The sequence below is a fragment of the Aeromonas sp. CD genome, assembly GCF_033349375.1.
GTDB lineage: Bacteria > Pseudomonadota > Gammaproteobacteria > Enterobacterales > Aeromonadaceae > Aeromonas > Aeromonas hydrophila.
Genome location: NZ_CP137631.1, coordinates 513,049 through 534,574, shown reverse-complemented (window position 1 = coordinate 534,574; position 21,526 = coordinate 513,049). Strand labels below are relative to the sequence as shown.

19 protein-coding genes are annotated in these 21,526 nt (G+C 65.5%); 9 read left to right on the top strand and 10 right to left on the bottom strand.

All coding sequences use genetic code 11. The annotated features are described in order from the left end of the window. Positions 1 to 6 precede the first annotated feature (6 nt). Positions 7 to 465 (bottom strand): GNAT family N-acetyltransferase, encoded by a 459-nt coding sequence (locus R2E40_RS02455; RefSeq protein ID WP_024946079.1) that lies wholly within the window; start codon positions 463 to 465, stop codon positions 7 to 9. Positions 466 to 651: 186 nt separating this feature from the next. On the opposite strand from R2E40_RS02455, the gene R2E40_RS02450 reads away from it, so the two are divergent. Both R2E40_RS02450 and R2E40_RS02445 read left to right on the top strand, forming a co-directional pair. Continuing rightward, positions 652 to 2,094 carry a RimK family protein gene (locus R2E40_RS02450; protein ID WP_318164678.1) on the top strand — a complete coding sequence of 481 codons (1,443 nt, stop codon included), beginning with the start codon at positions 652 to 654 and terminating at the stop codon, positions 2,092 to 2,094. A gap of 24 nt (positions 2,095 to 2,118) precedes the next feature. After that, positions 2,119 to 2,652, top strand: coding sequence for an MgtC/SapB family protein (locus R2E40_RS02445; RefSeq protein ID WP_016349269.1), 534 nt, complete (start codon positions 2,119 to 2,121; stop codon positions 2,650 to 2,652). A gap of 54 nt (positions 2,653 to 2,706) precedes the next feature. On the opposite strand, the gene R2E40_RS02440 is transcribed toward R2E40_RS02445, so the two are convergent. The 3 genes from R2E40_RS02440 to R2E40_RS02430 all read right to left on the bottom strand — a co-directional run bounded on the left by R2E40_RS02440 (position 2,707) and on the right by R2E40_RS02430 (position 6,921). After that, a complete protein-coding gene (locus R2E40_RS02440; protein WP_318164677.1) occupies positions 2,707 to 4,326 on the bottom strand; it encodes an alpha-amylase family protein in 1,620 nt (539 codons plus the stop codon). A gap of 123 nt (positions 4,327 to 4,449) precedes the next feature. Further along, complete coding sequence (locus tag R2E40_RS02435; protein WP_318164676.1) at positions 4,450 to 6,417, bottom strand: TonB-dependent copper receptor; 1,968 nt, start codon at positions 6,415 to 6,417, stop codon at positions 4,450 to 4,452. Positions 6,418 to 6,663: 246 nt separating this feature from the next. Continuing rightward, the gene (locus R2E40_RS02430) at positions 6,664 to 6,921 is read right to left on the bottom strand and encodes a DUF2442 domain-containing protein (RefSeq protein WP_011704466.1); all 258 of its coding nucleotides are present in this window, start codon (positions 6,919 to 6,921) and stop codon (positions 6,664 to 6,666) included. 259 nt (positions 6,922 to 7,180) lie between these two features. Here R2E40_RS02430 and R2E40_RS02425 point away from each other — a divergent pair, with 259 nt between their 5' ends. Then, positions 7,181 to 9,145, top strand: a complete 1,965-nt coding sequence (locus R2E40_RS02425) for an LTA synthase family protein (protein ID WP_318164675.1) — start codon at positions 7,181 to 7,183, stop codon at positions 9,143 to 9,145. Positions 9,146 to 9,202: 57 nt separating this feature from the next. On the opposite strand, the gene R2E40_RS02420 is transcribed toward R2E40_RS02425, so the two are convergent. Further along, positions 9,203 to 9,673, bottom strand: coding sequence for an Lrp/AsnC family transcriptional regulator (locus R2E40_RS02420; RefSeq protein WP_011704464.1), 471 nt, complete (start codon positions 9,671 to 9,673; stop codon positions 9,203 to 9,205). A 159-nt stretch (positions 9,674 to 9,832) separates the two neighbouring features. Here R2E40_RS02420 and R2E40_RS02415 point away from each other — a divergent pair, with 159 nt between their 5' ends. Beyond that, the gene (locus R2E40_RS02415; RefSeq protein WP_318164674.1) at positions 9,833 to 10,351 is read left to right on the top strand and encodes a cyclin-dependent kinase inhibitor 3 family protein; all 519 of its coding nucleotides are present in this window, start codon (positions 9,833 to 9,835) and stop codon (positions 10,349 to 10,351) included. An 8-nt stretch (positions 10,352 to 10,359) separates the two neighbouring features. Here R2E40_RS02415 and metA read toward each other — a convergent pair whose 3' ends face one another. Further along, positions 10,360 to 11,313, bottom strand: a complete 954-nt coding sequence (metA, locus tag R2E40_RS02410; protein ID WP_318164673.1) for a homoserine O-acetyltransferase MetA — start codon at positions 11,311 to 11,313, stop codon at positions 10,360 to 10,362. 144 nt (positions 11,314 to 11,457) lie between these two features. Here metA and R2E40_RS02405 point away from each other — a divergent pair, with 144 nt between their 5' ends. Further along, positions 11,458 to 12,696: an HD-GYP domain-containing protein gene (locus tag R2E40_RS02405; protein WP_253627515.1), complete on the top strand. Its 1,239-nt coding sequence runs from the start codon at positions 11,458 to 11,460 to the stop codon at positions 12,694 to 12,696. Positions 12,697 to 12,754: 58 nt separating this feature from the next. After that, positions 12,755 to 13,912: a CinA family nicotinamide mononucleotide deamidase-related protein gene (locus tag R2E40_RS02400; RefSeq protein WP_318164672.1), complete on the top strand. Its 1,158-nt coding sequence runs from the start codon at positions 12,755 to 12,757 to the stop codon at positions 13,910 to 13,912. A gap of 35 nt (positions 13,913 to 13,947) precedes the next feature. On the opposite strand, the gene R2E40_RS02395 is transcribed toward R2E40_RS02400, so the two are convergent. The 3 genes from R2E40_RS02395 to R2E40_RS02385 all read right to left on the bottom strand — a co-directional run bounded on the left by R2E40_RS02395 (position 13,948) and on the right by R2E40_RS02385 (position 17,048). Beyond that, positions 13,948 to 15,042, bottom strand: a complete 1,095-nt coding sequence (locus R2E40_RS02395) for an ABC transporter permease (RefSeq protein WP_318164671.1) — start codon at positions 15,040 to 15,042, stop codon at positions 13,948 to 13,950. 109 nt (positions 15,043 to 15,151) lie between these two features. Further along, a complete protein-coding gene (locus R2E40_RS02390; RefSeq protein ID WP_318164670.1) occupies positions 15,152 to 16,081 on the bottom strand; it encodes an ABC transporter ATP-binding protein in 930 nt (309 codons plus the stop codon). Then, entirely contained in the window at positions 16,074 to 17,048 is a 975-nt protein-coding gene (locus tag R2E40_RS02385) for an HlyD family secretion protein (protein WP_318164669.1), read from the bottom strand. Before R2E40_RS02385 ends, R2E40_RS02390 begins: the two co-directional genes overlap by 8 nt. A 285-nt stretch (positions 17,049 to 17,333) precedes the next feature. Here R2E40_RS02385 and R2E40_RS02380 point away from each other — a divergent pair, with 285 nt between their 5' ends. The 3 genes from R2E40_RS02380 (at position 17,334) to R2E40_RS02370 (ending at position 21,050) form a co-directional block, all read left to right on the top strand. Further along, positions 17,334 to 19,004 (top strand): FapA family protein, encoded by a 1,671-nt coding sequence (locus R2E40_RS02380; protein ID WP_318164668.1) that lies wholly within the window; start codon positions 17,334 to 17,336, stop codon positions 19,002 to 19,004. A 104-nt stretch (positions 19,005 to 19,108) separates the two neighbouring features. Then, positions 19,109 to 19,918 carry a sugar-phosphatase gene (gene yidA, locus R2E40_RS02375; RefSeq protein WP_318164667.1) on the top strand — a complete coding sequence of 270 codons (810 nt, stop codon included), beginning with the start codon at positions 19,109 to 19,111 and terminating at the stop codon, positions 19,916 to 19,918. Between the two features lie 361 nt (positions 19,919 to 20,279). Beyond that, positions 20,280 to 21,050 carry a gamma-glutamyl-gamma-aminobutyrate hydrolase family protein gene (locus R2E40_RS02370; protein ID WP_017408879.1) on the top strand — a complete coding sequence of 257 codons (771 nt, stop codon included), beginning with the start codon at positions 20,280 to 20,282 and terminating at the stop codon, positions 21,048 to 21,050. A gap of 9 nt (positions 21,051 to 21,059) precedes the next feature. Here R2E40_RS02370 and R2E40_RS02365 read toward each other — a convergent pair whose 3' ends face one another. Next, positions 21,060 to 21,455, bottom strand: a complete 396-nt coding sequence (locus tag R2E40_RS02365; protein ID WP_161772480.1) for a hypothetical protein — start codon at positions 21,453 to 21,455, stop codon at positions 21,060 to 21,062. Between the last annotated feature and the right edge of the window lie 71 nt (positions 21,456 to 21,526).

Here is a 21,526-nt window from a genome sequence, read left to right as displayed (position 1 = left end):
CCTCTCTCAGGCCTGCTTCAGTGCCAGCACCAGCCGGTGGGCGTGCTGACCGTGGCCATAATAGTCCGGCAGCTTCTGTCTGGGCCGAAAACCCAGCTCGCGATAGAGAGCCTGCGCCTCTTCATTGGCATCGCCGACCTCCAGCCGGATCGCCCCCCAGCCGGCCTCTTTGCCCTCCTGGATCACCTGCTCCAGCAGGCGGCGAGCCCAGCCTTGCCGGCGGATGGTCCAGCGGATGGCGAGGGTCTGGATGATCAGCCGATCCCAGCCCCTGTGCTCCAGCAGGCAGAGGTAGCCCATCAGCTGCTCCTGCTGGTCCAGCACCAGCAGGGTACGCCCCTTGGCGTGGGTCAGCAGATAGTGCCAGCGGCTGCGGCCAAAGGCGACTTCGGGGGGAAAACAGTAGCGTTCCAGCTTAACGATGGCGCCCAGATCATCGGTCCGGGCCGCGCGCACGGTCAACACGGGGAGTCCTTGTTCGGTTATTTATCTTCATCACCAAAAATGCGACTTGTATCACAAGTTACCAAGGCGGCATATTAGGCACTGTAACCTCTTGTTTCCCCTCGCGCCATTGTCGTGCTTGTCGGTGCATCGAAGCCCACTGGGGATCCTGCCGTTTAAGGCAGTTTCATCTGTGGAGCCGAAAAAATGAGTACCTACGTCATCGTCGAAGAGCCGGGCGACTGGCCTTGCCATGCCGATTATCTGCTGACCGCCCGTACCTACCTGCAACACGGGGTGCCCACCACCGGCGGCCGCCCCCGCATCATCAACCTCTGCCGCAATCTGGAGCACCTCAGTGCCGGCTACTACTGCTCGCTGCTGGCCCAGGCCCGCGGCCACCACTGCCTGCCGGGCCTGCAAGCCATCAGCCAGCTGCAACCCCAGCAGCCGCCGGCCAAGCTGTGGCGCAAGCTGCAGGGCTGGCTGGCCCTGCAGAGCGAAGACAGGATCCGGGTGCGCGCCATCTTCGGCCAGTGCGAACAGAGCGAACTGGCGGGGCTGGCCCGCTACTACTATGGCCTCAGCCAGCTGCCGCTGCAGGAGCTGACCCTCAAGCGCGGCCGCCACGGCTGGTCGGTGCGCCAGCAGCAGAGCCTGTCACCGCTGGCGCTGAGCCCAAGCGAAAAGGCGCTGATGCTGCACCACGCCCAGGCACTGGTGGGCACCGGTGACGAGGAGCAGGCGGCGCCGCTCTACCAGCTCGCCATCCTGGTCGACCCCAACGACGGCCGCGCCAGCAGCGATGCGCTGGCGCTGGATCGCTTCATCAAGGCGGCCGCCGCGCAGGGGATCCGGGCCGAGATCCTGGCGCCGTCGGCCATCGAACGGCTGCCGGAGTTCGACACCCTTTGGCTGCGCTCCGAAACCGCGGTCGGCCACTACACCTTCGAATTTGCCCGCCGCGCCGAGCAGCTCAAGATGCCGGTGATCGACAGCTCCCGCGCCATCCTCGCCTGCAGCAACAAGCTCTACCTCTACGAGCTGATGGTGCGCAGCGGCGTGCCCATGCCGCCCACCATGGTGGTGACCCGCCGCGGCCGCCACCACGTGGACGAACTGGTGCAGCGGCTCGGCCTGCCGCTGATGGTGAAGGTGCCCGACGGGGCGCAGGGGCGCGATCTGGCCATGGCCAGCGACGAGCAGCAACTGGCCCGTCTGCTGGACGAGGGGCTGGCCCGCTCCGCCCTGCTGCTGGTGCAGAGCCGGATCCCCGCCGAGTTCGACTGGCGCATCGGCTTTCTCGACGGCTCGCCGCTGTTTGCCTGCCGCCGTTTCCGCCCCGAGCCCGGCAACCGCATCCGCCGCCGCAAGCACCCTCTCGACATGAGCCGCATTGAGGCGCTGCCGCTCAACGAGGTGCCGGAGCGGGTGCTGCAGACCGCCCGCCGCGCGGTCCATCAACTCGGCAACGGCCTGTTCGGGGTCGATCTGCGCCAGCAGGGGCGTGACTGCGTGCTGCTGGAAATCATCGACAATCCCTGGATACGTGGCGATATTGAGGACAGAGAGGCAAAGGACCTCTACGAGCGCCTCGCCCGGGCCTTCCGCCAGCGGCTGGAAAACCGGGGGCAGAGCGCGGCCGGATAACAAGCATCGAGAGCAGAGGTGGATATGATGACGACTGATTGGTGGGACATTGCTCCCCTTGGCTGGGAGAACATCCTGGTCTGTCTGGTGTGCGGCACCCTGGTAGGGCTGGAGCGGCAGCTGCGCGGCAAGCCGGTCGGTATCCGCACCTCCTCGCTCATCATCCTCGGCACCTACTGCTTTCTCGCCATCGGTGCCGCCGTCAGCCCCCAGAGCGCCGATCAGGCGCGGGTGCTGGGCCAGCTCATCACCGGCATCGGCTTTCTCGGCGCCGGGGTGATGATGACCCGGGATGGCCAGGTACTGGGGGTCACCTCCGCCGCCACCGTCTGGATGCTGGCCGCCCTCGGCGCCCTCATCGGCATGCAGATGCTGCACCAGGCGCTGCTGCTCACCGGCGTCACCCTCTCCATCCTGGTGGGGGTGGACTACCTGGAGACCAGCTTCAAGAGCCTGCGCCGCGGAGTCCACAACCGGCTGGAGAGCTGGCGCCACGGCAATGGCCACGCGCAGGCCGCCCCCCATCAGGACGAACTCGGCAGCGGCATCGAGAAGTGACCTCCCCCATGAAAAAGGGCTCCATTACGGAGCCCTTTTTGCTGCCAACCTCGCTTAGCGCACCAGCAGGAAGCGGCCGCTCAGCGGCGGCAAATCCACCGTCACGCTGCTGCTGCCGATGGCCAGGCTCTCGCCGCTCTGCAGATCCACCAGGGCGCTGGCACTGCGCAGCTTGCCAACTGGCACCGCGTAACTCTGGGGCGTGCTTGAGACGTTGAGCAGGTAGACTACTTGCTCCGCCGCCGTCTGCTTGATGTCGCCATAGACGCTCCCCTCGGCCACCAGCTTGACCCGCTCCCCCTGATAGAGGGCGGGGTGGGCGGCGCGCAGGGCCAGCAGCTGGCTGAGCCACTGTTTCAGCTCGCTCTGCTCGCTGCTCGGCACAAAGCCGGTGGCACCTGGCACCTTGCCATCGCTGCGGGCCACGTGATCGTCACAGAGCCCCTGCGCGGCGCAGTCGCTGCCCACCTGCTGGGCAAAGCCCGGCACCTCGTCTCCATACTCCTCGCCGTAGTAGAGGGTGATGGGGCCGGAGCGGGCCGCCAGGAAGCTGAAGGCCGCCTTGTGACGCTGCCAGTAGTCCGCCGGATTGAAGTTGCCGCGCTCCAGCAGATCGCCGAAGCGCACCAGATCGTGGTTGCCCAGCATCAGGTTGGGCATGGCGTGGTTCGGGTAGTTCTCCACCTTGTTCCAGCTGGCGTCGAGCACGCTGGCCCCCTGACCGCCCTTGCCGGACTCCTCCACCGCCAGCGCCTGCACCAGACCGTAGCGCAGCGGGAAGTCGAACGCTGAAGAGAGCGCCGGGTTGTCGCTCGGCCCGTAAGCCTCTGCCCGGATCTCGTCGGCGCCCTTCCACACCTCGCCCACCATGTAGCCGAGGGTGCCCCACTGCTGGCCGGCGGCCTTGCGCGCCGCGCTGGCCCGCTCCACCTCGCTGCGAATGCCGCGCCAGTCATCGAGGCCGAGCTGGTAGGCCTGATCGAGGCGCCAGCCGTCGATGCCATACTGCTCGACCCAATAGCGGGCCACCTCCTTGAAATAGGCCAGGCTCTGGGGCTGGCTGTAATCCACCAGCTGGCCGGGATAACCGGCCCCGCCGCTCTTGAGGGCGGGCAGCCGTCCCTCGGGCGAGGGCTTGCTCACCCCCACCTTGTTGACGTGACCGAACACCCCGTCGAGGAAGACGTAGAGGCCGCGCTGATGCGCCCCGTCCACCAGCTTCTTGAGCTGGACGTTGCTGCCAAAGTTGGGGTCCACGTTGAAGAAGTCGCAGGCGAAGTAGCCGGTGGCATCGAGCTTGTCGTCACCGCCTTGCCCCGCGCAGGAGTCAAACACCGGGGTCAGCCAGATGGCGTTGACGTTGAGGCTCTTGATGTGGTCCAGGCTGTCGATGATCCCCTGCAGATCGCCGTTGTGCTGGGAGGGGCCGTAGCCGACACCGTAGTTGGCGCTGCTGTCGCCATCGACAAACGACTCCACCATCACCTGATAGGTGCGCAGGTTGCAGGCCGGCTGATCATTGCCGTAGCAGGCGCGGCTGGCGGTGGCCGGCGGCGGGTTGGTGACCGGGGGCTGCTGGGACTCGCTGGAGCCGCTCCCGCCTCCGCTGCCGCAAGCCGTCAATAACAGGGCGGCCCCGATGAGGCCGCCATGGCGCAACGTTCCTTGTTTCATTGTTATGTTCCCGCTGTGGTGGTATCGGCGCCCAAAGCGCCGCACTGGGGCCATGATAGCGGCCCCGTCCGCACGGGTCTGTGACTGAAAACGTTACCTGGCTCAGTCGGTTGGCGCGCCGGCCTAGAGCACGCCGGCCGAGGCGAAACGGTAACTGACCGAGAGCCAGTAGGCGCGGCCCGGCTCCGGAATCCGCCCCACCTGCTCGTAGCCCAGCCCGGCCTGACTGGCGTGCACCGACTTGGAGAGGTGCTCGTAGTAGAAGGTGTCGAACAGGTTGTCGACCCCGGCCGACAGCTGCCAGCCTGGGTGGAACTGCCAGGCGGCGCTCAGGTTCATGGTGAAGAAGCCCGGCGTCTCCCCCTGATCCTGCCCGGCTACCGTACCGGAGCCCACATCGACCCGATCCTGCGCGGCCACGGCGCGGCCCAGCAGGGTCAGGTTCCACGCCTCGGCCGGCTGCCAGCCCAGCGCCAGCTTGCCGTCGAGCGGCGGCATCTGGGCCAGCGGCTGGTGATCGCTTTGGTTTTCGCCGTAGACCACCGCCAGCCCGCCATCGAGGCGCCACTGCTCGGCAAACTGCCAGCGCCCTTCCAGCTCGCCACCGCGGGTCTGGGCGTCGATGTTGCGCACCTTGTTCGACTTGTTGTTATAGAGCAGGTAGTCCTGAATGTCGGCGCTGAACAGGGAGAGGGTCAGATCCAGTTCGCGGCTGCGCAGGGCCAGCCCCGCATCCCACTGGCGGCTGCGCTCCGGGTTGAGGGTGAAGGGCACGCTGTCCTTGCTGCGCTCCCAGTAGTCCGGCGCCCGTTTCGCCTGGCCCCAGGCCAGGTAGCTCGACCAGGCCGGCGACCACTGGTATTCGTAGCGACCAAAGCCGCTGTCCAGGGTCAGGGTATCGCTGTAGAGGGTCTGATCTCCCGCGCCGTAACGGGTGGTCTCAACCCTGTCCTGCCGGTAACCCCCCTTGTAGCTGTGGGCGCCCTGCTGGCGGCCCAGCTCGGCAAAGCCGCCCTGCTGCTCGAAGCGCAGGGTGCGCTGGCGCGGCTGGCTGGCGTAATCCACCCCGCTGCGAGCCCTGTGCTGATCCCGGTTGGCATCGAGCCCGGCGGTCAGCAGCCAGTCGGCCGGCAGGGCGATGTCGTTGGCCCAGCGCCCGCCGGTGTTGCGCCGATCTGGGTTGGAGAGCATCTTCATGCCGCTGTTTTGTCGCAGGCTGAAGTTGTCCATGATGTGGTCGATGTCGTTGTCCCACAGGGTCAGCTCGCTGCGCTGCCAGTGGCGGCTGATCTGCTCCTGCCTGAGCTTGAGGCCGAAGGATTCACGGTCGAACATGGGGCCGTCCATGGTGCGATCCGCATAGGCGGCACGGGCGTTGCTGCGCTCGGCGGTGAGCTCCAGCCAGGTGTGCTCACTGGGCGTCCAGCCGAGCTGGGCGGTGCCGTTCTCGCGTCGATAGAAGGAGCGCACCTTGTCGCCGTGACCGTCGCGATAATCATCGCTGTCGGAGTGGGTGAACTGGCCGCGCAGATAGCCCTGTGGCGCCCCTACTGTGGCATCCAGCATCTGGTCGTCACGCCCGAAGCTGCCATAGAGCGCCGATGCCTCGGCCTTGACGCCGGGGGCGGTGAACTCGGGCCTGTCCCGCTCGAACAGCACGGTGCCCGCCAGGGTCGCCCCCTGCTCAAGGGATTGCGGCCCCTTCAGCACCCGGATCCGATCGAAAGATTGGGGAAAGACGTAGGCGGTGGGCGGGTCCATCCGGCCGCCGCAGCCACCGGCCAGCATGCCGCCATCCATCTGCACGTTGAGGCGGGACATGCCCATCCCCCGCAGCACGGGATCGCCGCCCAGCCCCCCCTTGCGCACCATGCTCATGCCGGTGACGTTCTTGAGGTAACCGGCGCCGTCGGCCGCCGGCATGGGGGAGCCTGGCTTCTTGGGATCCAGGGTCACCTCCAGGGTGCTGGCGGGGCGACTGGCGACCACCACCATGGGCTCCAGTTGCTGGACCGGCTCTTGGCCGGCGGCGCCGTGACAGGCAAAACCGCCCACCAGCAGGGCCAGCGGGGTGCGCATATGACAAGCCATACTCTTTCCTTATCTCTCTGTTTATATTGTTGTTTTAATTCCAACCGCCAAAACCATTCAGCCACTGGAAGGTTTGCCGTCAGGCTGCAAAAAAGGCCTGCGGCGCGGTGGCGGCAAGCCCTCTGAGGCGAAGCCAAGCTAGGGTTGGCAAAATGTTGCGCAGGTTTTACCCAAATTGGGTGAGGAAGGCAAACGCTCAAACATTCCCGTCACAGGAATCTTGGGGTGGTTCACAAAAACAGGGGGTTAGCTGAACGCTTCCCGCTCGTCGATGGGCTTGATCAGGTGATAGACCTCGTGGGCCGACAGGATGCAGCCGGCGGGCCACTCCAGCTGGTGGTGGCGATTGATGAAGACCCGGGCGCAGCGCCGCTCCGAATCCAGCGCCGCGAACAGCGGCTGGGTGCGCCAGGGGGTCAGGTCCAGCGCCCCCGTGGTACCGTCCGAGAGCACCACGAACAGGCTCCACCCTTGCAAATATTCCACATCGATAAAGACCGGCATCCCTTCGGCTCCGATTGAGAAAATTCGGCGCCATTATAGATAAGCCCCCCGCACCGCTTTGCCAGCAGGATCACAGTTTTTCCAGCCGTTTATGCTGTCTTCTATCCCTGCGCGCCCTCACATAAAAATCATAAATCGTGCCAAAACATCCTTTTAAACAGCACCTACACGCAACCTTTCCCCGGGCTCGCTGTCATAACCCTGCAATATAAAAACAATGCGCCCGTGGACGGGTGCAAACAGGCTTGTAGGAACAACAATGACCACTATCAGACGATGGCTGGGACCGTTTTGGCCCATCGCCGTTTTTTCATTGATCGCGCTCGTCTCTCTCTCCATCAGCCGGCTCGCGCTCGGCCTCTGGCAGCTGGAGCGGGTCGACGCCGTCGCCGGCTGGCAGGAGATGCTGCTGCAGGGGCTGCGGGTCGACTTCGCCACCCTCTGCTGGCTGTGGGGGGTGCCCGCCGTGTTCACCCTGCTGCTGGCCGGCCCCCATGCCGTGGGCCGTGCCTGGCTGCAGCTCATCCGGGTCTGGCTGACCCTGGGGCTCTGGCTGCTGCTCTTCCTGGAGATCTCCACCCCCTCCTTCGTGACCGAGTACGGGGTGCGACCCAACCGCCTCTACATCGAATACCTCATCTATCCCAAAGAGGTGTTCGCCATGCTGTGGGCCGGCCGCAAGGGTGAGCTGCTGCTGGCACTGCTGTTCAGCGGCGCCGTGCTGACGGGCGGCTGGTGGCTGAGCGGCCGCTTGCTGCGCGGTATCAGCTTCCCGCGCTGGTACTGGCGGCCCGCCTTCGCCCTGCTGATCCTGGCCATCGGTTTTCTCGGTGCCCGCTCCAGCCTGGGTCACCGCGCCCTCAACCCGGCCATGGTGGCGTTTGCCAGCGATCCGCTGGTCAATGCGCTCACCGTCAACTCCTCCTACTCCCTGTTCTTCGCCATCAAGCAGATGCGGGCCGAGGAGGATGCCAGCCAGTTCTACGGCGAGCTGCCCCGTCAGCGCATTCTGGATCTGGTTCGCCAGGAGAGCGGCCGCGAATCCCATGAATTCAGCTCCGACACCCTGCCCAGCCAGACCTTCAACGAGGCCAGCTACGGCGGCAAGCCGAAGAACCTGGTGATCCTGTTGCAGGAGAGCCTGGGCGCCCAGTTCGTCGGCTCCCTCGGCGGCCTGCCGCTCACCCCCAACATCGATGCCTTGTCGAAAGAGGGTTGGGCGTTCGAGCAGCTCTACGCCACCGGCACCCGTTCGGTGCGCGGCATCGAGGCGGTGCTGACCGGCTTCACGCCGACCCCGGCCCAGGCGGTGGTCAAGCTCGGCAAGAGCCAGACCAACTTCTTCACCATCGCCGATCTGCTCAAGCAGCGGGGCTACGACACCAGCTTCATCTACGGCGGCGAGAGCCACTTCGACAACATGCGCAGCTTCTTCCTCGGCAACGGCTTCACCACCATCGTCGAGCAGAAGGACTTCAAGAACCCGGTGTTCGAGGGCTCCTGGGGTGCCTCTGACGAAGATCTGATGGCCAAGGCCGACGAGACCTTCCAAGCGCTCAGCAAGCAGGGCAAGCCCTTCTTCAGCCTGGTGTTCAGCTCGAGCAACCACGATCCGTTCGAGTTTCCCGACGATCGCATCGCCCTCTATGAGCAGCCCAAGCAGACCCGCAACAACGCCGCCAAGTACGCAGACTACGCCATCGGCGAGTTCTTCAAGAAGGCGAAGCAGTCGGACTACTGGAAGGACACCCTGTTCCTGGTCATCGCCGATCACGACAGCCGGGTCAGCGGCGCCAGCCTGGTGCCCATCCCCCGCTTCCACATTCCGGGAGTCATCGTGGGTGACGGCATAGCGCCGAGACAGGATCCGCGCATCGTCAGCCAGATCGACATGGCGCCAACCCTGCTCTCCCTGATGGGGATAAGCGCCGACTACCCCATGCTCGGCAAGGATCTGACCCGTATGCCCGCCGACTGGCCGGGGCGCGCCATCATGCAGTACGACAAGAACTTCGCCCTGATGCGCGGCAAGGACGTGGTGATCCTGCAGCCGGAGCGGGCGCCGGAAGGCTTCATTTATGAGGATGCGACAGAGACGCTCACCCCGGCGCCGCAACCGGCCACCATGAAGGATGCGGCCCTCGGCCTGGCGCTGTGGGGCAGCCTCGCCTACCAGCAGGGGCTCTACCGGACGGCGCCGGATACCCGCACCGTGCTGAACTGAGCGCCATAAAACAAAACCCGCCGATTGGCGGGTTTTTTGTAGGAGGCAGACGGGGCGTCAGGTGTTGAGGAAGCAGGGCAGCGAGCGGCTGAACTTGTGCTCGAACACCAGCGAGGTCTCCAGGTGCACCACCTCTTCGCGGGAGGTGAAGTGATCGAACACGAAGTTGCGCAGGTGCTCGGTATCGGCGACGCACAAATGCACCAGGAAGTCATCCTTGCCGCCCATGTGGAACAGGCTGATCACCTCGGGCAGGGCCAGGATGGCGTCGCGAAACGCATCGATGATCTGGCGGCTGTGGCGGGCCAGCTGCAGCGACACCATGGCCTGGATATGACCGCCGAGGGCCTGGTAATCCACCTCGCAGTGGGCGCCCTTGAGCACCCCGTCCTGCTGCAGCTTGCGCACCCGTTCCAGACAGGTGGACGGTGCCACCCCGACCAGCGCGGCCAGATCCTTGTTGGTCATGCCCGCATCGCGAAACAGATGGGCCAGGATATCCAAATCCAGTTGATCCAGGTTTCTCATCTTTACTCCTTGAACCGCTCAATTTTTTAGACTCTGCCCGTAAACCGGGCCGAACACAACGCAGATTGACATAGGGGCCGCGCCCCCTATGCTTTGGCGCACTCAAAAACCGGGTCAAGCCCGGCTTGCCTCGCCGTTGCTGGCGTCATAAGGATCTTTATGCACCCATCTCACCCCTTCTGGAGCCAGGAAGTCCCCCGCGTCGATGGCCAGCTGCTGCTGACCCCCTGCCCCGGCACCCAGCAGGTGGCGCTGCCGCTGGCGCTGGGCCAGCTCAAGCTGGCCGGGGCGCACGGCGTGCTGACCCTGATGACCGACGCCGAACTGGCCCGGCTCGAACTGGGCAGGCTTGGTCAGCAGATCGAGGCCGCCGGCATGCGCTGGTTCCAGTTGCCCATCGAGGACGATCAGGCTCCCGATGCCGCCTTCGAGGTCGCCTGGCAGCAAGCACTGCCGGACCTTATCGGACTGCTGCGGGACGGCAAGCATCTGGTCATCCACTGCAAGGGTGGCAGCGGCCGCACCGGGCTGGTGGCGGCGGCCCTGCTGATGAGTCTGGGCCAGCCCCAGCAGGAGGCGATGGCCGCCATCCGGGCCCACCGGCCCAAAGCCTTCACCCTGGCCTACCACCGCCAATGGCTCGACGGGCTGGCGGCGCGGCTGGCCGAGGGCGACTGAGCCAGTCCCTACCTCGACGGCGAGTTCTGCTGATAGGTAAACACCTTGCCGATATCCTCGACGCGATAGCTGGTGAGCTGATAGACGTAGTAGTTGAGCCAGTTGGAAAACAGCAGGTGGCCGTGGCTGCGCCAGCTGGCGCGCGGGGTCCGGGTCGGGTCGTTGTCCGGGTAGTAGTTGACCGGAATGACGGGCTCAAGCCCGGCCGCCAGATCCCGCTGGTATTCGCCATCCAGGGTCAGCGCATCGTATTCCGGGTGACCGGTGACGAACACCTGACGACAATCCTTGGTGGCCGCCAGATAGACCCCGGCCTCTGCCGATTCGGCAAAGATCTGCAGATCGGTGTGGGCGCGGATGAGATCCCCGTCGAACGCCGCATAGCGGGAGTGAGGCGCCACGAACTCGTCGTCGAAGCCGCGCAGCAGCGGTTCGTGCTCGTCGAGCCGGTGGTGGCGATAGACCCCGGACAGCTTCTCGCCGTGGGTCTGCTTCTCCATGCCGTACAGGGCTTTCAGCGCCGCCTGTACCGCCCAGCAGAGGAACAGGGTGGAGGTCACGTGCTGATGGGACCACTCGATGATCTCGACGATGCGCGGCCAGTAGACCACTTCCTCGAACTCCACCAGCCCGAGCGGCGCCCCCGTGATGATCATGCCGTCGTAGTTGTTGCCGCGTACCTGTTCGAAGTCGTGATAGAAATTCTCCAGGTGCGCCTGGGGCGTGTTCTTCGACTCCCGATCGTCGATGCGCAGCAGATCCACGTCCACCTGCAACGGCGAGTTGGAGAGCATCCGCATCAGCTGGATCTCGGTTTCAATCTTCCTGGGCATCAGGTTGAGGATCAACACCCGCAGCGGGCGGATGTTCTGGGTGACGGCCCTGGATTCCGTCATCACGAAGATGTTCTCCTGCCCCAGCACTTCGGCGGCGGGTAACTGATCCGGGATCTTGATCGGCATGCTTACTCCCTGTACTGCATCGGTAAATATGTCTGGACATCCAGAAGCCTATAATAAAGCACCCACCCTGTCATCAGATACCTTTTGTATTCACCCCCACCTTTGACTAGCATACGGCTCAGTGTGTCTCTCGCATCCAAGACAATGACAGGTATCAAGATTTCAGTAGACCGGCTGCAAGTCGGCAATTACGTTTCTCTGCCACTTGGCTGGCGCGAACACCCCTTCCTGTTTTCCAGCTTCAAGCTCAAGAATGAAGAGGAGATCGAGCTCATTCGCCGGCTCGGTCTCAAGCTCGTGACCATCATCCCCGACAAGAGCGATGCGCCGCCCAAACCGCTGAACCAGATCCAGGCCCAGCCGGTAGAGGCGCCGGATACCTCCCAGCGTCAGGCCGAGATGCAGCTGGAGAAGGAGCGCCGCATCGAGCAGCTGCAGCAGTATCGCCGCGATCTGCAGCAGTGCGAGAAGCAGTTCCAGCAGTCGCTGGCCCAGGTGCGCAACGTGATGAGCAAGATCCAGTCCCGCCCCCTCAATGCCATCGGCGAGGCGCAGGAGCTGATCAACGCCATGACCGAGCAGCTGCTGTCGGTGGACGAGATGGTGCTGCACCTGGTCTCCGACAGCGAGGACGGCAACAACCTCTACTTCCACTCCCTCAACGTCAGCGTGCTCAGCATGCTGCTGGCCAAGGAGTGCAACATGTCGGCCGACGAGATCCGCCAGGTCGGCATGGGAGCCCTGTTCCACGACATCGGCAAGCTGAAGATCCCGAGCCAGATCCTGCGCAAGACCGAGCCGCTCACCAAGCCGGAGCAGAACCTGATGGCCCAGCACCCGCGCTACGGGCTGGATCTGCTCAATCTGGCCAAGGACTTCCCGGCCGAGGCGAAGGGAATCGTGCTGCACCACCACGAATACCTGGACGGCAGCGGGCCGGAGGGGCTCAAGAAGGGGCAGCTCGATCCGCTCACCCAGATTGTGTCGCTGATCAACGAGTACGATAACCTCTGCCACATGCAGGCCAAGGTGCCCTACTCGGCCCTGAGCGGCCTCTACAAACAGCGCAAGGCCCAGTTCAATCCGGACTACCTCGGCATGCTGATCCGGCTGATGGGGATCTACCCCCCCGGCAGCGTGGTGCAGCTCTCCAACGGCCAGGTAGGGCTGGTGATGTCGGTCAATGCCTCCCGCCTGCTCTACCCCTCGGTGCTGGTGTACGATCCGCGCATCCCGCGCCAGGAGGCGGCCATCATCGACCTGCAGCAGGCCGAGCTCTCCATCGCCAAGGTGATCCATCCCAAACGGCTGCCGCCGGCGGTGTTTGAGTACCTCAACCCGCGCACCCGCATCAGCTACTACTTCGAACACACCAAACCCTGATCGACCCGGCCACCTAGGTGGCCCCCCCAGCCCAGCCGTCAGCCCCGAGGAGCCCGCCATGCGCATCGAAATCATCAGCACCGGAGACGAGATAGTGACGGGTCTGGTGGTGGACACCAACGCCGCCTGGCTGAGCGCCCTGTTGCTGGAGCAGGGCTGGCAGGTGCGCCGCCGCGTCACCGTGGGGGACAACCTCAAGGACTTGAAGGCCGTGCTGGCAGAGAGCGCCAGCCGCGCCGAGGTGGTGCTGGTGTGCGGCGGCCTGGGCCCCACCGCCGACGATCTCACCGCCCAGGCGGCGGCCGAGGCCTTCAGCCAGCCGCTCACCCTGTTCCCTGACTGGCTCGCCACCATCGAAGCGCGTTACGCCAGCCGCGGCAGGCCCATGCCCGCCAGCAACGCCAAGCAGGCCTGGCTGCCGCAGGGGTGCGAGATCCTCGACAACCCGGTCGGTACCGCCTGCGGCTTTATGGTCACCCACACAGGCCATCAGGGCCCAAGCCGGCTCTTCTTCACCCCGGGCGTGCCGTTCGAATTCAAGCAGATGGTGCGCGAGCAGATCATGCCGCGCCTCAAGGTGCTGGCCGGCGAGCAGACCGACACCGAACTGCGCCGTTTTTATACCTTCGGCGTCTCGGAGTCGGCCCTCAGCGACATGCTGGATGCCGCTCCCTGGCCCGCCGGCATCGAGCTCGGCTACCGCTCCTCCATGCCGCTCATCGAGTTGAAGCTTATTGGCCACGGCGCCAGCACGGCGGACATGGACGCCGCCGAGGCGCGGCTGCTCACCGCCATCGAGCCCTGGCTGGTAGGGCGGGGCGATGAGGAGCCGGCGCGGCAGGCTCTGGATCGGCTGGGGGATAGGCCGCTGACGCTGCTGGAGGGGGAGAGCCGGGGCGCCCTGCTGGCCATGTGCCACCCGCATCCGGCCCTGACGGCCAGCTTCAGCCACGCCCTGGCCAGCGATCTGGCGCAGCTGGCGGCGCCCGCAGCCCCCCTCAGCCTGACCATAGGCCGCGCAGGTCCAGACGGCGTGCCGTTGCTGCTCTGCGTCGATGGGCAACTGTACGGCCAGACCCTCAAGGTCAGCCACCCGGATCCCGACAGCGGTCGCCGGATCCTCGCCTTCGCCGCCCTCGACATGCTGCGCCGCCAGCTGCAGGGGCTGCCGGTGCTCGGCGACTACCGCACCCTGGCCCGCACCGCCAGCCGCTGACAACCAGCAGCCAGGTTCTCACCCCTCGCGGGGCATCAATCCAGACTCTTCTTGAAGCGATGGGCGGCCAGCGTCAACACCAGCAGGGTGAACCCCGCCAGCCAGAGCACGTCTGACAGCAACTCGGAAAGCTCGCCACCGCGCAGCACTATGCCCCGGATCAGCCGCATGAAGTGGGTGGCCGGCAGCACCTCGGCAATCCACTGGGCCGGCAGCGGCATCCCCTCGTAGGGGAACATGAAGCCCGACAGCAGGATGGAGGGCAGCAGGATGAACACCGTCATCTGCATCGCCTGCAGCTGGGTCTGCGCCAGGGTGGAGATGAGCAGCCCCAGGGTCAGGCTGGCGGCAATGAACAACAGAGTCGCCAGCAGCACCTGGCTCAGAGCCCCGTTGATTGGCACGTCGAAGATGAAGTGACCGAGCCCGAGGATGATGGCCACCTGGATCAGCCCCACCCCGATATAGGGCAGGATCTTGCCCAGCATCAGCTCCATCGAGCCGACCGGGGTGGTGATGAGCAGCTCCAGATTGCCGCGCTCCCGTTCGCGTACAATGGCCGCCGAGGTGAACATGATCATGGTCATGGTGAGGATCACCCCGAGCAGGCCGGGCACTATGTTGACCGCCGAACGGCGCGCCGGGTTGAAATAGAGCACGGTCTCGAAGGTGGGGGGGGCCGTCTTGAGGTCGGGTTTCAGATCGGAGAGCGGCATGTTGCGAAGGCCGAGCAGGGCCCCGGCGATCATGGTGTCCGAGCCATCCACCAGCCACTGCCCCGCCGTCTCGCCGGCGCTGAGCCGGCGGCTCAGATCGGCGGGCAACACCAGCACGGCGCGCACCTCGCCCCGGGTCAGCGCCGCCTCGGCCTGCTGCACCCCGACGTATTGCTGCTTGATGTGCACCACCTGGCTCGCCTTCACCGCCTCCACCAGCAGCCGGCCCGGCACGCTCTGGCTCATCTCCACCAGCCCCACCGGGATCTGGCGCACGTCGGTATTGATGGCGTAGCCAAACAGCAGCAGCTGGATCAACGGGATCATCACCACCATGCCAAACGTGAGCCGGTCCCGTGCCAGCTGCCTGAGTTCTTTCTGGGTAATAGCCCAGAGCCGTCGCAGACTGTTCATCGATTCACTCCCACTGGGCTCATCACCGCCATACCCAAGGTCGTGAGCCTGTCTCTGGCCGGGTGCCTGAGTGTTTTCTGGGTGATGGCCCAGAGCCATCGCAGACTGTTCATGCCCTCGGCTCCTGACCGGTACAGCTGACGAACACATCCTCCAGACTGGGTCTGACCAGCGCCAGGCTGGCCCCGGCCAACGCCGGGCAGGCCTGCTGCAGCCAGGCCATAGGCTCCGCCAGATCCTTGTCCACCAGCACCCGCAAGCGCTGGCCGAGCTGGGCGGCGGAGCGCACCGGCGCCAGCTGCACCAGCTGCTGCTTGAGCAGCCGCAGATCGGCGGCCAGCACCTCCACCACCCGGGTGCTCATGGCATCCATCAGCGCCTGCGGCGCCCCCTGGGCGCGCACTCGCCCCGCCTCCATGATGGCGAGCTGGTGGCAGCGCTCCGCCTCGTCCATGTAGTGGGTGGTCACCAGTATGGTGGTGCCCCCTTCGCTCAGATCGAACAGCTTCTCCCAGAAATCGCGCCGGTTCTGTGGATCCACCGCCGAGGTGGGCTCGTCCAGCAGCAGCAGCGCCGGCCGGTGGATCACCGCCGCCGCCAGCGCCAGCCGCTGCTTCTGGCCGCCGCTCATGGCGCCGGCCCGCTGCCGGGCCAGCGGCGCCAGCTCATAGGTAGCCAGCAGCTCGTGCAGGCGGGCCCCCAGCGTCGCGCCGCCCATGCCGTGGATCCGGCCCATGAACTCCAGGTTCTCCCAGGCGGTCAGCTCGTCATAGAGGGAGAACTTCTGGGTCATGTAACCGATCCGCCGGCGCAGGGTCTCGGCCTCGCGAGGGATGTGCAGCCCCAGCACCTCCACCTCTCCTGCCGAGGGGGTGAGCAGGCCGGTCAGCATGCGTAGAGTGGTGGATTTGCCGCAGCCGTTGGGGCCGAGAAAGCCGTGGATCTGCCCCTTGGGCACGCAGAGATCCAGCCCGTCCACCGCCAGAAAATCGCCGAAACGGCGGCTCACTCCCAGCGCCCGGATCGCCAGCTCACTCATGGCCCTCTCCCTGCGCGGCGGGTTCGGCCTGCAGCGGCAGGCCGCTAGGCAGCTCCTGCGCCCCCTCCGGCAGATCGATCTCGGCCAGATAGACCAGCCGGGCCCTGTCCTGCTCGTTGAGGGCGTAGTAGGGGGTAAACGCGGGTTCTTTCGAGATCCAGCGCAGCCGGCCGGTGAAGGGCTCCGCCACCCCGTCCACCTGCACCCGCACCGGCTGGCCGACCCGGTAACCGGCGAGGGAGGGCTCGGGCACATAAACCCGGGCGTAAGGCGCCTCGTCCGCCTGGATGGCGGCCAGCACGGCGCCGACCGCGACCCGCTCGCCGAGGTGATAAGGCAGGCTGTCGAGCCGGCCGCTGCGGGTGGCGACGATGGAGAGATCCGCCAGCTCCCGCTCCGCCAGCGCCACCTCGGCGGTGGCGGCCAGCAAGGCGGCCTGCGCTTCGTCGATATCTTCGCGCCGCACACCCCGCGCCAGCTTGTCGAGCTGCTGGCGGGCGCCGTCCTGCTCGGCCAGGGCGCTGTCGCGCTGGGCGCGAGCCTTGTCGAGATCCGCCGGACTCACCAGCTTGCGGCGTACCAGCCGGTCGATCCGCTCAAAGTTGCGCTCGCTCTCCCTGACGTTGGCCTGCGCCTTGTCGAGGCTGGCGCGGGCGGCGGCGATGTCTTCCGGCCGCTCGCCATTGGTCAGCCGGGCCAGGGCGGCCCGCGCCTGTGCCTGTTGGGCCCTGGCGCGGGCCAGCACCGCCTGCTGACGCCGGTCATCGAGCCGGGCCAGCAGGGTGCCCTCCGCCACCCGGCTGCCCTCCGCCACCGGCAGGGCACGGATGATCTCGCCGGCGGTGGCGGTCAGCAGCACCCGGTCTCGTTCCAGGGTGCCGAGGGCCGTGGTGGATGCCTGTGGCTGGCAGGCGCTAAGCAGGCCCGTCAGGGCCAGGGGCAGCAGACAATGACGCAAGGTCGACACTCCTCTCACGGTGGCGGATCCGCCCGGGGGCACTCCCTTCGCCCGCCGGACGACAGCCGGTAGCGGCTGGCAGACGGGTTCATGGTGCCGTCAGCATACTCCCTGTTACTTTTCATTTCCTCGTCCCAGTTCACCCATTTGTGCTTAGCTCATTGACCAAAAAGGAGAAATGTCTGGATACTGCAGACCAGCACCATGTTGATGATTCGCATTTTTAACAAAATGCCGATTAACTGAAAACAAGCAGCCGTTCCAATTGGGATGCGGATGAAGGAAGGGATCCGGGTGTTAAGCAAAGAGTGGTTACTGTTGTCAGCCGATATGGAATACGCCTGCCTGCGCATCGTGCCCGGGCTGACCAACCCCATCTCGGAGAGCGATATCCAGACGCTGCTGCTGGCCTCCAACTGCCGTCGCTATCAGCCGTTGACGGAGGGGATCAAGCAGGCCATCAGCCTGCTCAACACCCTGCTGAGCAACCCGACCGCCCCCCTGCCCGGCAACCCGGTGCCCATCGCCCAGCGCCACGATGCCAGCGTCCTGCTGGTGGTGGAGAAGGACCGGATGAGCGCCACCGCCCAGATCACCGCCGACTGGGGCGGCAAATACCTCACCAGCGAACAGCTGGAGCAGGCGATCCAGAGCAGCGAGATCAGTCAGGGAGTGCAGGCACCGCTCATCGCCGCCGCCGTGCTGGCCGCCAAGGAGGCGACGCCGGGCACCTTGCTCAGGCTGCCGGTGGCGCAGGGCAAGGCCGCCGTCAACGGCCAGGACACTCGCTTCGAACGGCTGGTGGAGACCCCGGCCGAACGGATCCTCAAGCCTCAGGAGCTGGATCACGGCCGGGTCGACATGCGCGACCTCGGCACCATCCTCACCGTCAAGGCCGGCGCCCAGCTGATGCGCCGCCACCCCGCGACCCAGGGGGTGCCCGGTTTCACCGTCACCGGCCAGGAGCTGCCCGCCAAACATGGCAAGGAGAGCCCCATGGTGGCCGGCGAGGGCACCTTCCTCTCGCCGGATGACCCCGATCTGCTGCTGGCCAGCCGCCCCGGCCTGCCGCGTCAGGAGAAGAGCGGCATGAAGGTGGACGACGTGCTGAGCGTCAAGCAGGTGGATATCCGCCACGGCCATGTCATCTTCGAGGGGGCGCTGATCGTGGCGGGTGACGTCACCCCGGGCATGAAGATAAAAACCAGCGGCGATGTGGTGATTGGCGGCTTCGTCGAGGGTGGCTACATCGAATCGAGCGGCACCATCACGGTGCGCAACGGCATCATAGGGCGCAAGAGCGAACAGAGCGACGAGTTTCAGTGCCACCTCAACGCCCAGGGGGAGATCCACGCCAGCTATGCCCAGTACGCCAAGCTGGAGGCCGGCGGCGACATCCACATCCTGACCCAGCTCAGCCACTGCTACAGCCGTAGCGGCCAGGATCTCAAGGTGGGTGACAGCGCCATGCGCAAGGGTCACCTGCTGGGGGGCGTCAGCATCGCCAACCGCCTCATCATGGCACCTGTCCTGGGGGCCTCGGCCCACAACCAGACCCGCCTGCAGATCCTTGGCGGCTACTTCACCCACAAGGAGCAGGAGCAGGCGCTGCGCCAACGCAAGCAGGAGTGCCGGGAGCAGCTGGACAAGCTGCAGGACCTGCTGCTCAAGCTGCTGCAACTGCCGAGCGACAAACGCAATCCCCAGACCCTGCAGAAGATCAAGCTGATCCGGACCCAGCATCTCGAGGAGAGCAAGTTGCTGGATGAACAGCTGGAAGCGGCCCAGGAGGAGCTGCAGAAGCTGATGGCGGAGATGGACATCATCGCCACCCAGCACGCCTTCCCCGGGGTCGAGGTGGAGATGGCCCACCACCACTACCGGGTCGACATAGAGCACGGCCCCATCCACTTCGCCATCCGTGAAGATCAGTTGCAGCTGACCCCCTACGAACCCCACAAGTGACGCAAGAGTGACCCGTCAGTCGTGATCCGGGCGGCGAATTTCGCTACACTCGGCCTCCCATTGGCCCCATAGTGCGGGCCAGCCAGACCGCAGGATAGTGAGAGATGTACAAGCTGATCGCATTGGATATGGATGGCACCCTGTTGAACTCCCAGGGCCAGATTTCCCCCCGCACCCACGCGGCCATCGCCGCCGCCCGCGCCAAGGGCGTCACCGTCGTGCTGGCCTCGGGCCGGCCGCTGGAGGGGATGAGCCGCTATCTGGTGGAACTCGGCCTCACCGGTCAGGATGACTACGTCATCTGCTACAACGGTGCCCTGGTGCAGCAGGTGGCCGATCAGCGCATCATCCGCAGCCAGCTGCTCACCGGCGGCGATGCCAGCGCCATCGCCGCCCTGGCCGACGAGCTGGGCGTCAACGTGCACGGCTTCTCGGTGAGCCGGGGGCTCATCAGCCCCAGGGTCAGCCCCTACACCGAGCACGAATCCCGCCTCATCGACATGCCCATCAAGCTGCTGGACTTCGCCACCCTGCCCGCCGACGAGCAGATCCTCAAGGTGATGATGATCGATCCCGAGCCGCTGCTCTCCCCCGCTATCGCCAAGCTGCCGGCCGAGCTCTACCAGCGCTATACCGTGGTGCGCAGCGCCCCCTACTTCCTCGAGTTCATGAACAAGCAGAGCAACAAGGGGACCGGCGTCGCCGCCCTGGCCGAGCATCTGGGGCTGGATGCCTCCCAGGTCATCGCGGTGGGGGATGCGGGCAATGATCACCACATGATCGAGTACGCCGGGCTGGGGGTGGCCATGGGCAATGCCACCGACGACATCAAGGCACTGGCCCAGCACACCACGGGGCGCAACGATGAAGACGGGGTCGCCCAGGTGATCGAGCGTTTCATCCTGAACGCCTGACGCGACCAGGGGCCTGCGGGCCCCTTTTGCTATCCGGCCGCCAGCGCCGCATGTTTAATATATCCACCACAACAACGCCCTTCTCTCTCCCCGCTATCGCTACAGCCCCCTTTTAATGGGACTCAAGCCAGTCGAGCGCAGAACATATTTAACATATTGGCATCATTTCGTTTGACATATTGAACGGCCTTGGCAGACTGGGATCAGGATCCAGGCTGTCGTTGCCCAGGCTGACCGACGATTCTGGCTGTGCAACGCACCTCCGATCCCACGACCATGCCTTGAGGCATGCCCTTGCCCCGCTGACGACGGCAAGGGCCTGCCCAAGGCGCAGGACCGCTAAGGACAGCCAAGGTGAATCATGACTCGCAGCCCCCACACCCCGCGTAAACCCGTCGTACTGATGACCACGGGCGCCCAGCCCCGCAATGGCCACGCCTATCAGGTGATGACCCACAAATACATCAAGCCGCTGGTGGAGATCAGCGGTTGTGTGCCGCTGCTGGTGCCTACCTGCTGCGGCACCGAGGATCTGGCGCAATATCTGGATCTGGCGGATGGCGTCTATCTGAGCGGCGCCGGCTCCAACATAGATCCCGCCCTCTACGGCCAGGAGAACCTCACCCCGGAGAAGCAGCAAGACAGGGACCGGGATCTGTTCGATATCCCGCTGGTGCGGGCCGCCCTCGATCGCGGCCTGCCAATCCTCGGGATCTGCCGCGGCATGCAGGAGATCAACGTAGCGCTGGGGGGAGACATCCACCAGAAGGTCTACAGCGAGCCGGGTTATGACGATCATCGGGAGGATGCTGACGATCCGGTCGACGATCAGTATGGCGAGAGCCATCAGGTCGAACTGGTGCCGGGCAGCTGGCTGGCGGAGCTGATGGGACAACAGTCCATTCCGGTCAACTCGCTGCACGGCCAGGGGATCAAGACGCTGGCCAAGGGGCTGGAGCCGCTGGCCCATGCCGAGGACGGGCTGATCGAGGCGATCCACGCCCCCGCCCTCTCCCCCTTCCTGCTGGCGGTGCAGTGGCACCCGGAGTGGAAGGCGAGCGAGAATCCTCACTCCATCAAGATTTTCGAGGCCTTTGGCGACGCCTGCCGGGCCCGCCTGAGCGGCGTCTGACGCCGCCGGCTAGTCGCCGAACCCGCGCGCCTTGAGCTTGGGCAGCGCACCGCGATCCGGGCGCAGGGTTCGGCATACCTCCAGCCCCTTCAGCCCGCGCTGGATGTGATCCGGCGTGTGGCCAAACACCATGCCGTTGCTGCGATAGAGGGCGCTGTCGTCCAGCTCGAACAGCTCACCGCCGATCAAAAGCTGTTCGCGGCCGTTGACTGTCTTGCCGCGCTTGAGCGGCAGCATCATGTCGCTCAGCACCTCACCAGTGGCGCAACCCTCACGCCAGCGCGCCTCATCGGCGAAGGGGGTGATGGCGATCTCGCGCCAGGAGCCATCACGAAACTCGACCCGATACTTGTCGGCCAGCTGATCACAGCCCGTCAGCAACCAGGCCCCGGCAATCCAAACCATCTTGTTCAGCGTGCGCACTCGTACCACTCCCTCGTCAGACCGGCGCCCAGCATAAATAAATTGCCCCCGCC

What these genes read in the sequence shown, in the direction of transcription:
- R2E40_RS02450 (WP_318164678.1), top strand. Translation starts at nt 652, where the DNA reads ATGAGTACCTACGTCATCGTCGAAGAGCCGGGCGACTGGCCTTGCCAT.
- R2E40_RS02445 (WP_016349269.1), top strand. Translation starts at nt 2,119, where the DNA reads ATGATGACGACTGATTGGTGGGACATTGCTCCCCTTGGCTGGGAGAAC.
- R2E40_RS02440 (WP_318164677.1), bottom strand. Translation starts at nt 4,326, where the DNA reads ATGAAACAAGGAACGTTGCGCCATGGCGGCCTCATCGGGGCCGCCCTG.
- R2E40_RS02435 (WP_318164676.1), bottom strand. Translation starts at nt 6,417, where the DNA reads ATGGCTTGTCATATGCGCACCCCGCTGGCCCTGCTGGTGGGCGGTTTT.
- R2E40_RS02430 (WP_011704466.1), bottom strand. Translation starts at nt 6,921, where the DNA reads ATGCCGGTCTTTATCGATGTGGAATATTTGCAAGGGTGGAGCCTGTTC.
- R2E40_RS02425 (WP_318164675.1), top strand. Translation starts at nt 7,181, where the DNA reads ATGACCACTATCAGACGATGGCTGGGACCGTTTTGGCCCATCGCCGTT.
- R2E40_RS02420 (WP_011704464.1), bottom strand. Translation starts at nt 9,673, where the DNA reads ATGAGAAACCTGGATCAACTGGATTTGGATATCCTGGCCCATCTGTTT.
- R2E40_RS02415 (WP_318164674.1), top strand. Translation starts at nt 9,833, where the DNA reads ATGCACCCATCTCACCCCTTCTGGAGCCAGGAAGTCCCCCGCGTCGAT.
- metA (WP_318164673.1), bottom strand. Translation starts at nt 11,313, where the DNA reads ATGCCGATCAAGATCCCGGATCAGTTACCCGCCGCCGAAGTGCTGGGG.
- R2E40_RS02405 (WP_253627515.1), top strand. Translation starts at nt 11,458, where the DNA reads ATGACAGGTATCAAGATTTCAGTAGACCGGCTGCAAGTCGGCAATTAC.
- R2E40_RS02400 (WP_318164672.1), top strand. Translation starts at nt 12,755, where the DNA reads ATGCGCATCGAAATCATCAGCACCGGAGACGAGATAGTGACGGGTCTG.
- R2E40_RS02395 (WP_318164671.1), bottom strand. Translation starts at nt 15,042, where the DNA reads ATGAACAGTCTGCGACGGCTCTGGGCTATTACCCAGAAAGAACTCAGG.
- R2E40_RS02390 (WP_318164670.1), bottom strand. Translation starts at nt 16,081, where the DNA reads ATGAGTGAGCTGGCGATCCGGGCGCTGGGAGTGAGCCGCCGTTTCGGC.
- yidA (WP_318164667.1), top strand. Translation starts at nt 19,109, where the DNA reads ATGTACAAGCTGATCGCATTGGATATGGATGGCACCCTGTTGAACTCC.
- R2E40_RS02370 (WP_017408879.1), top strand. Translation starts at nt 20,280, where the DNA reads ATGACTCGCAGCCCCCACACCCCGCGTAAACCCGTCGTACTGATGACC.
- R2E40_RS02365 (WP_161772480.1), bottom strand. Translation starts at nt 21,455, where the DNA reads ATGGTTTGGATTGCCGGGGCCTGGTTGCTGACGGGCTGTGATCAGCTG.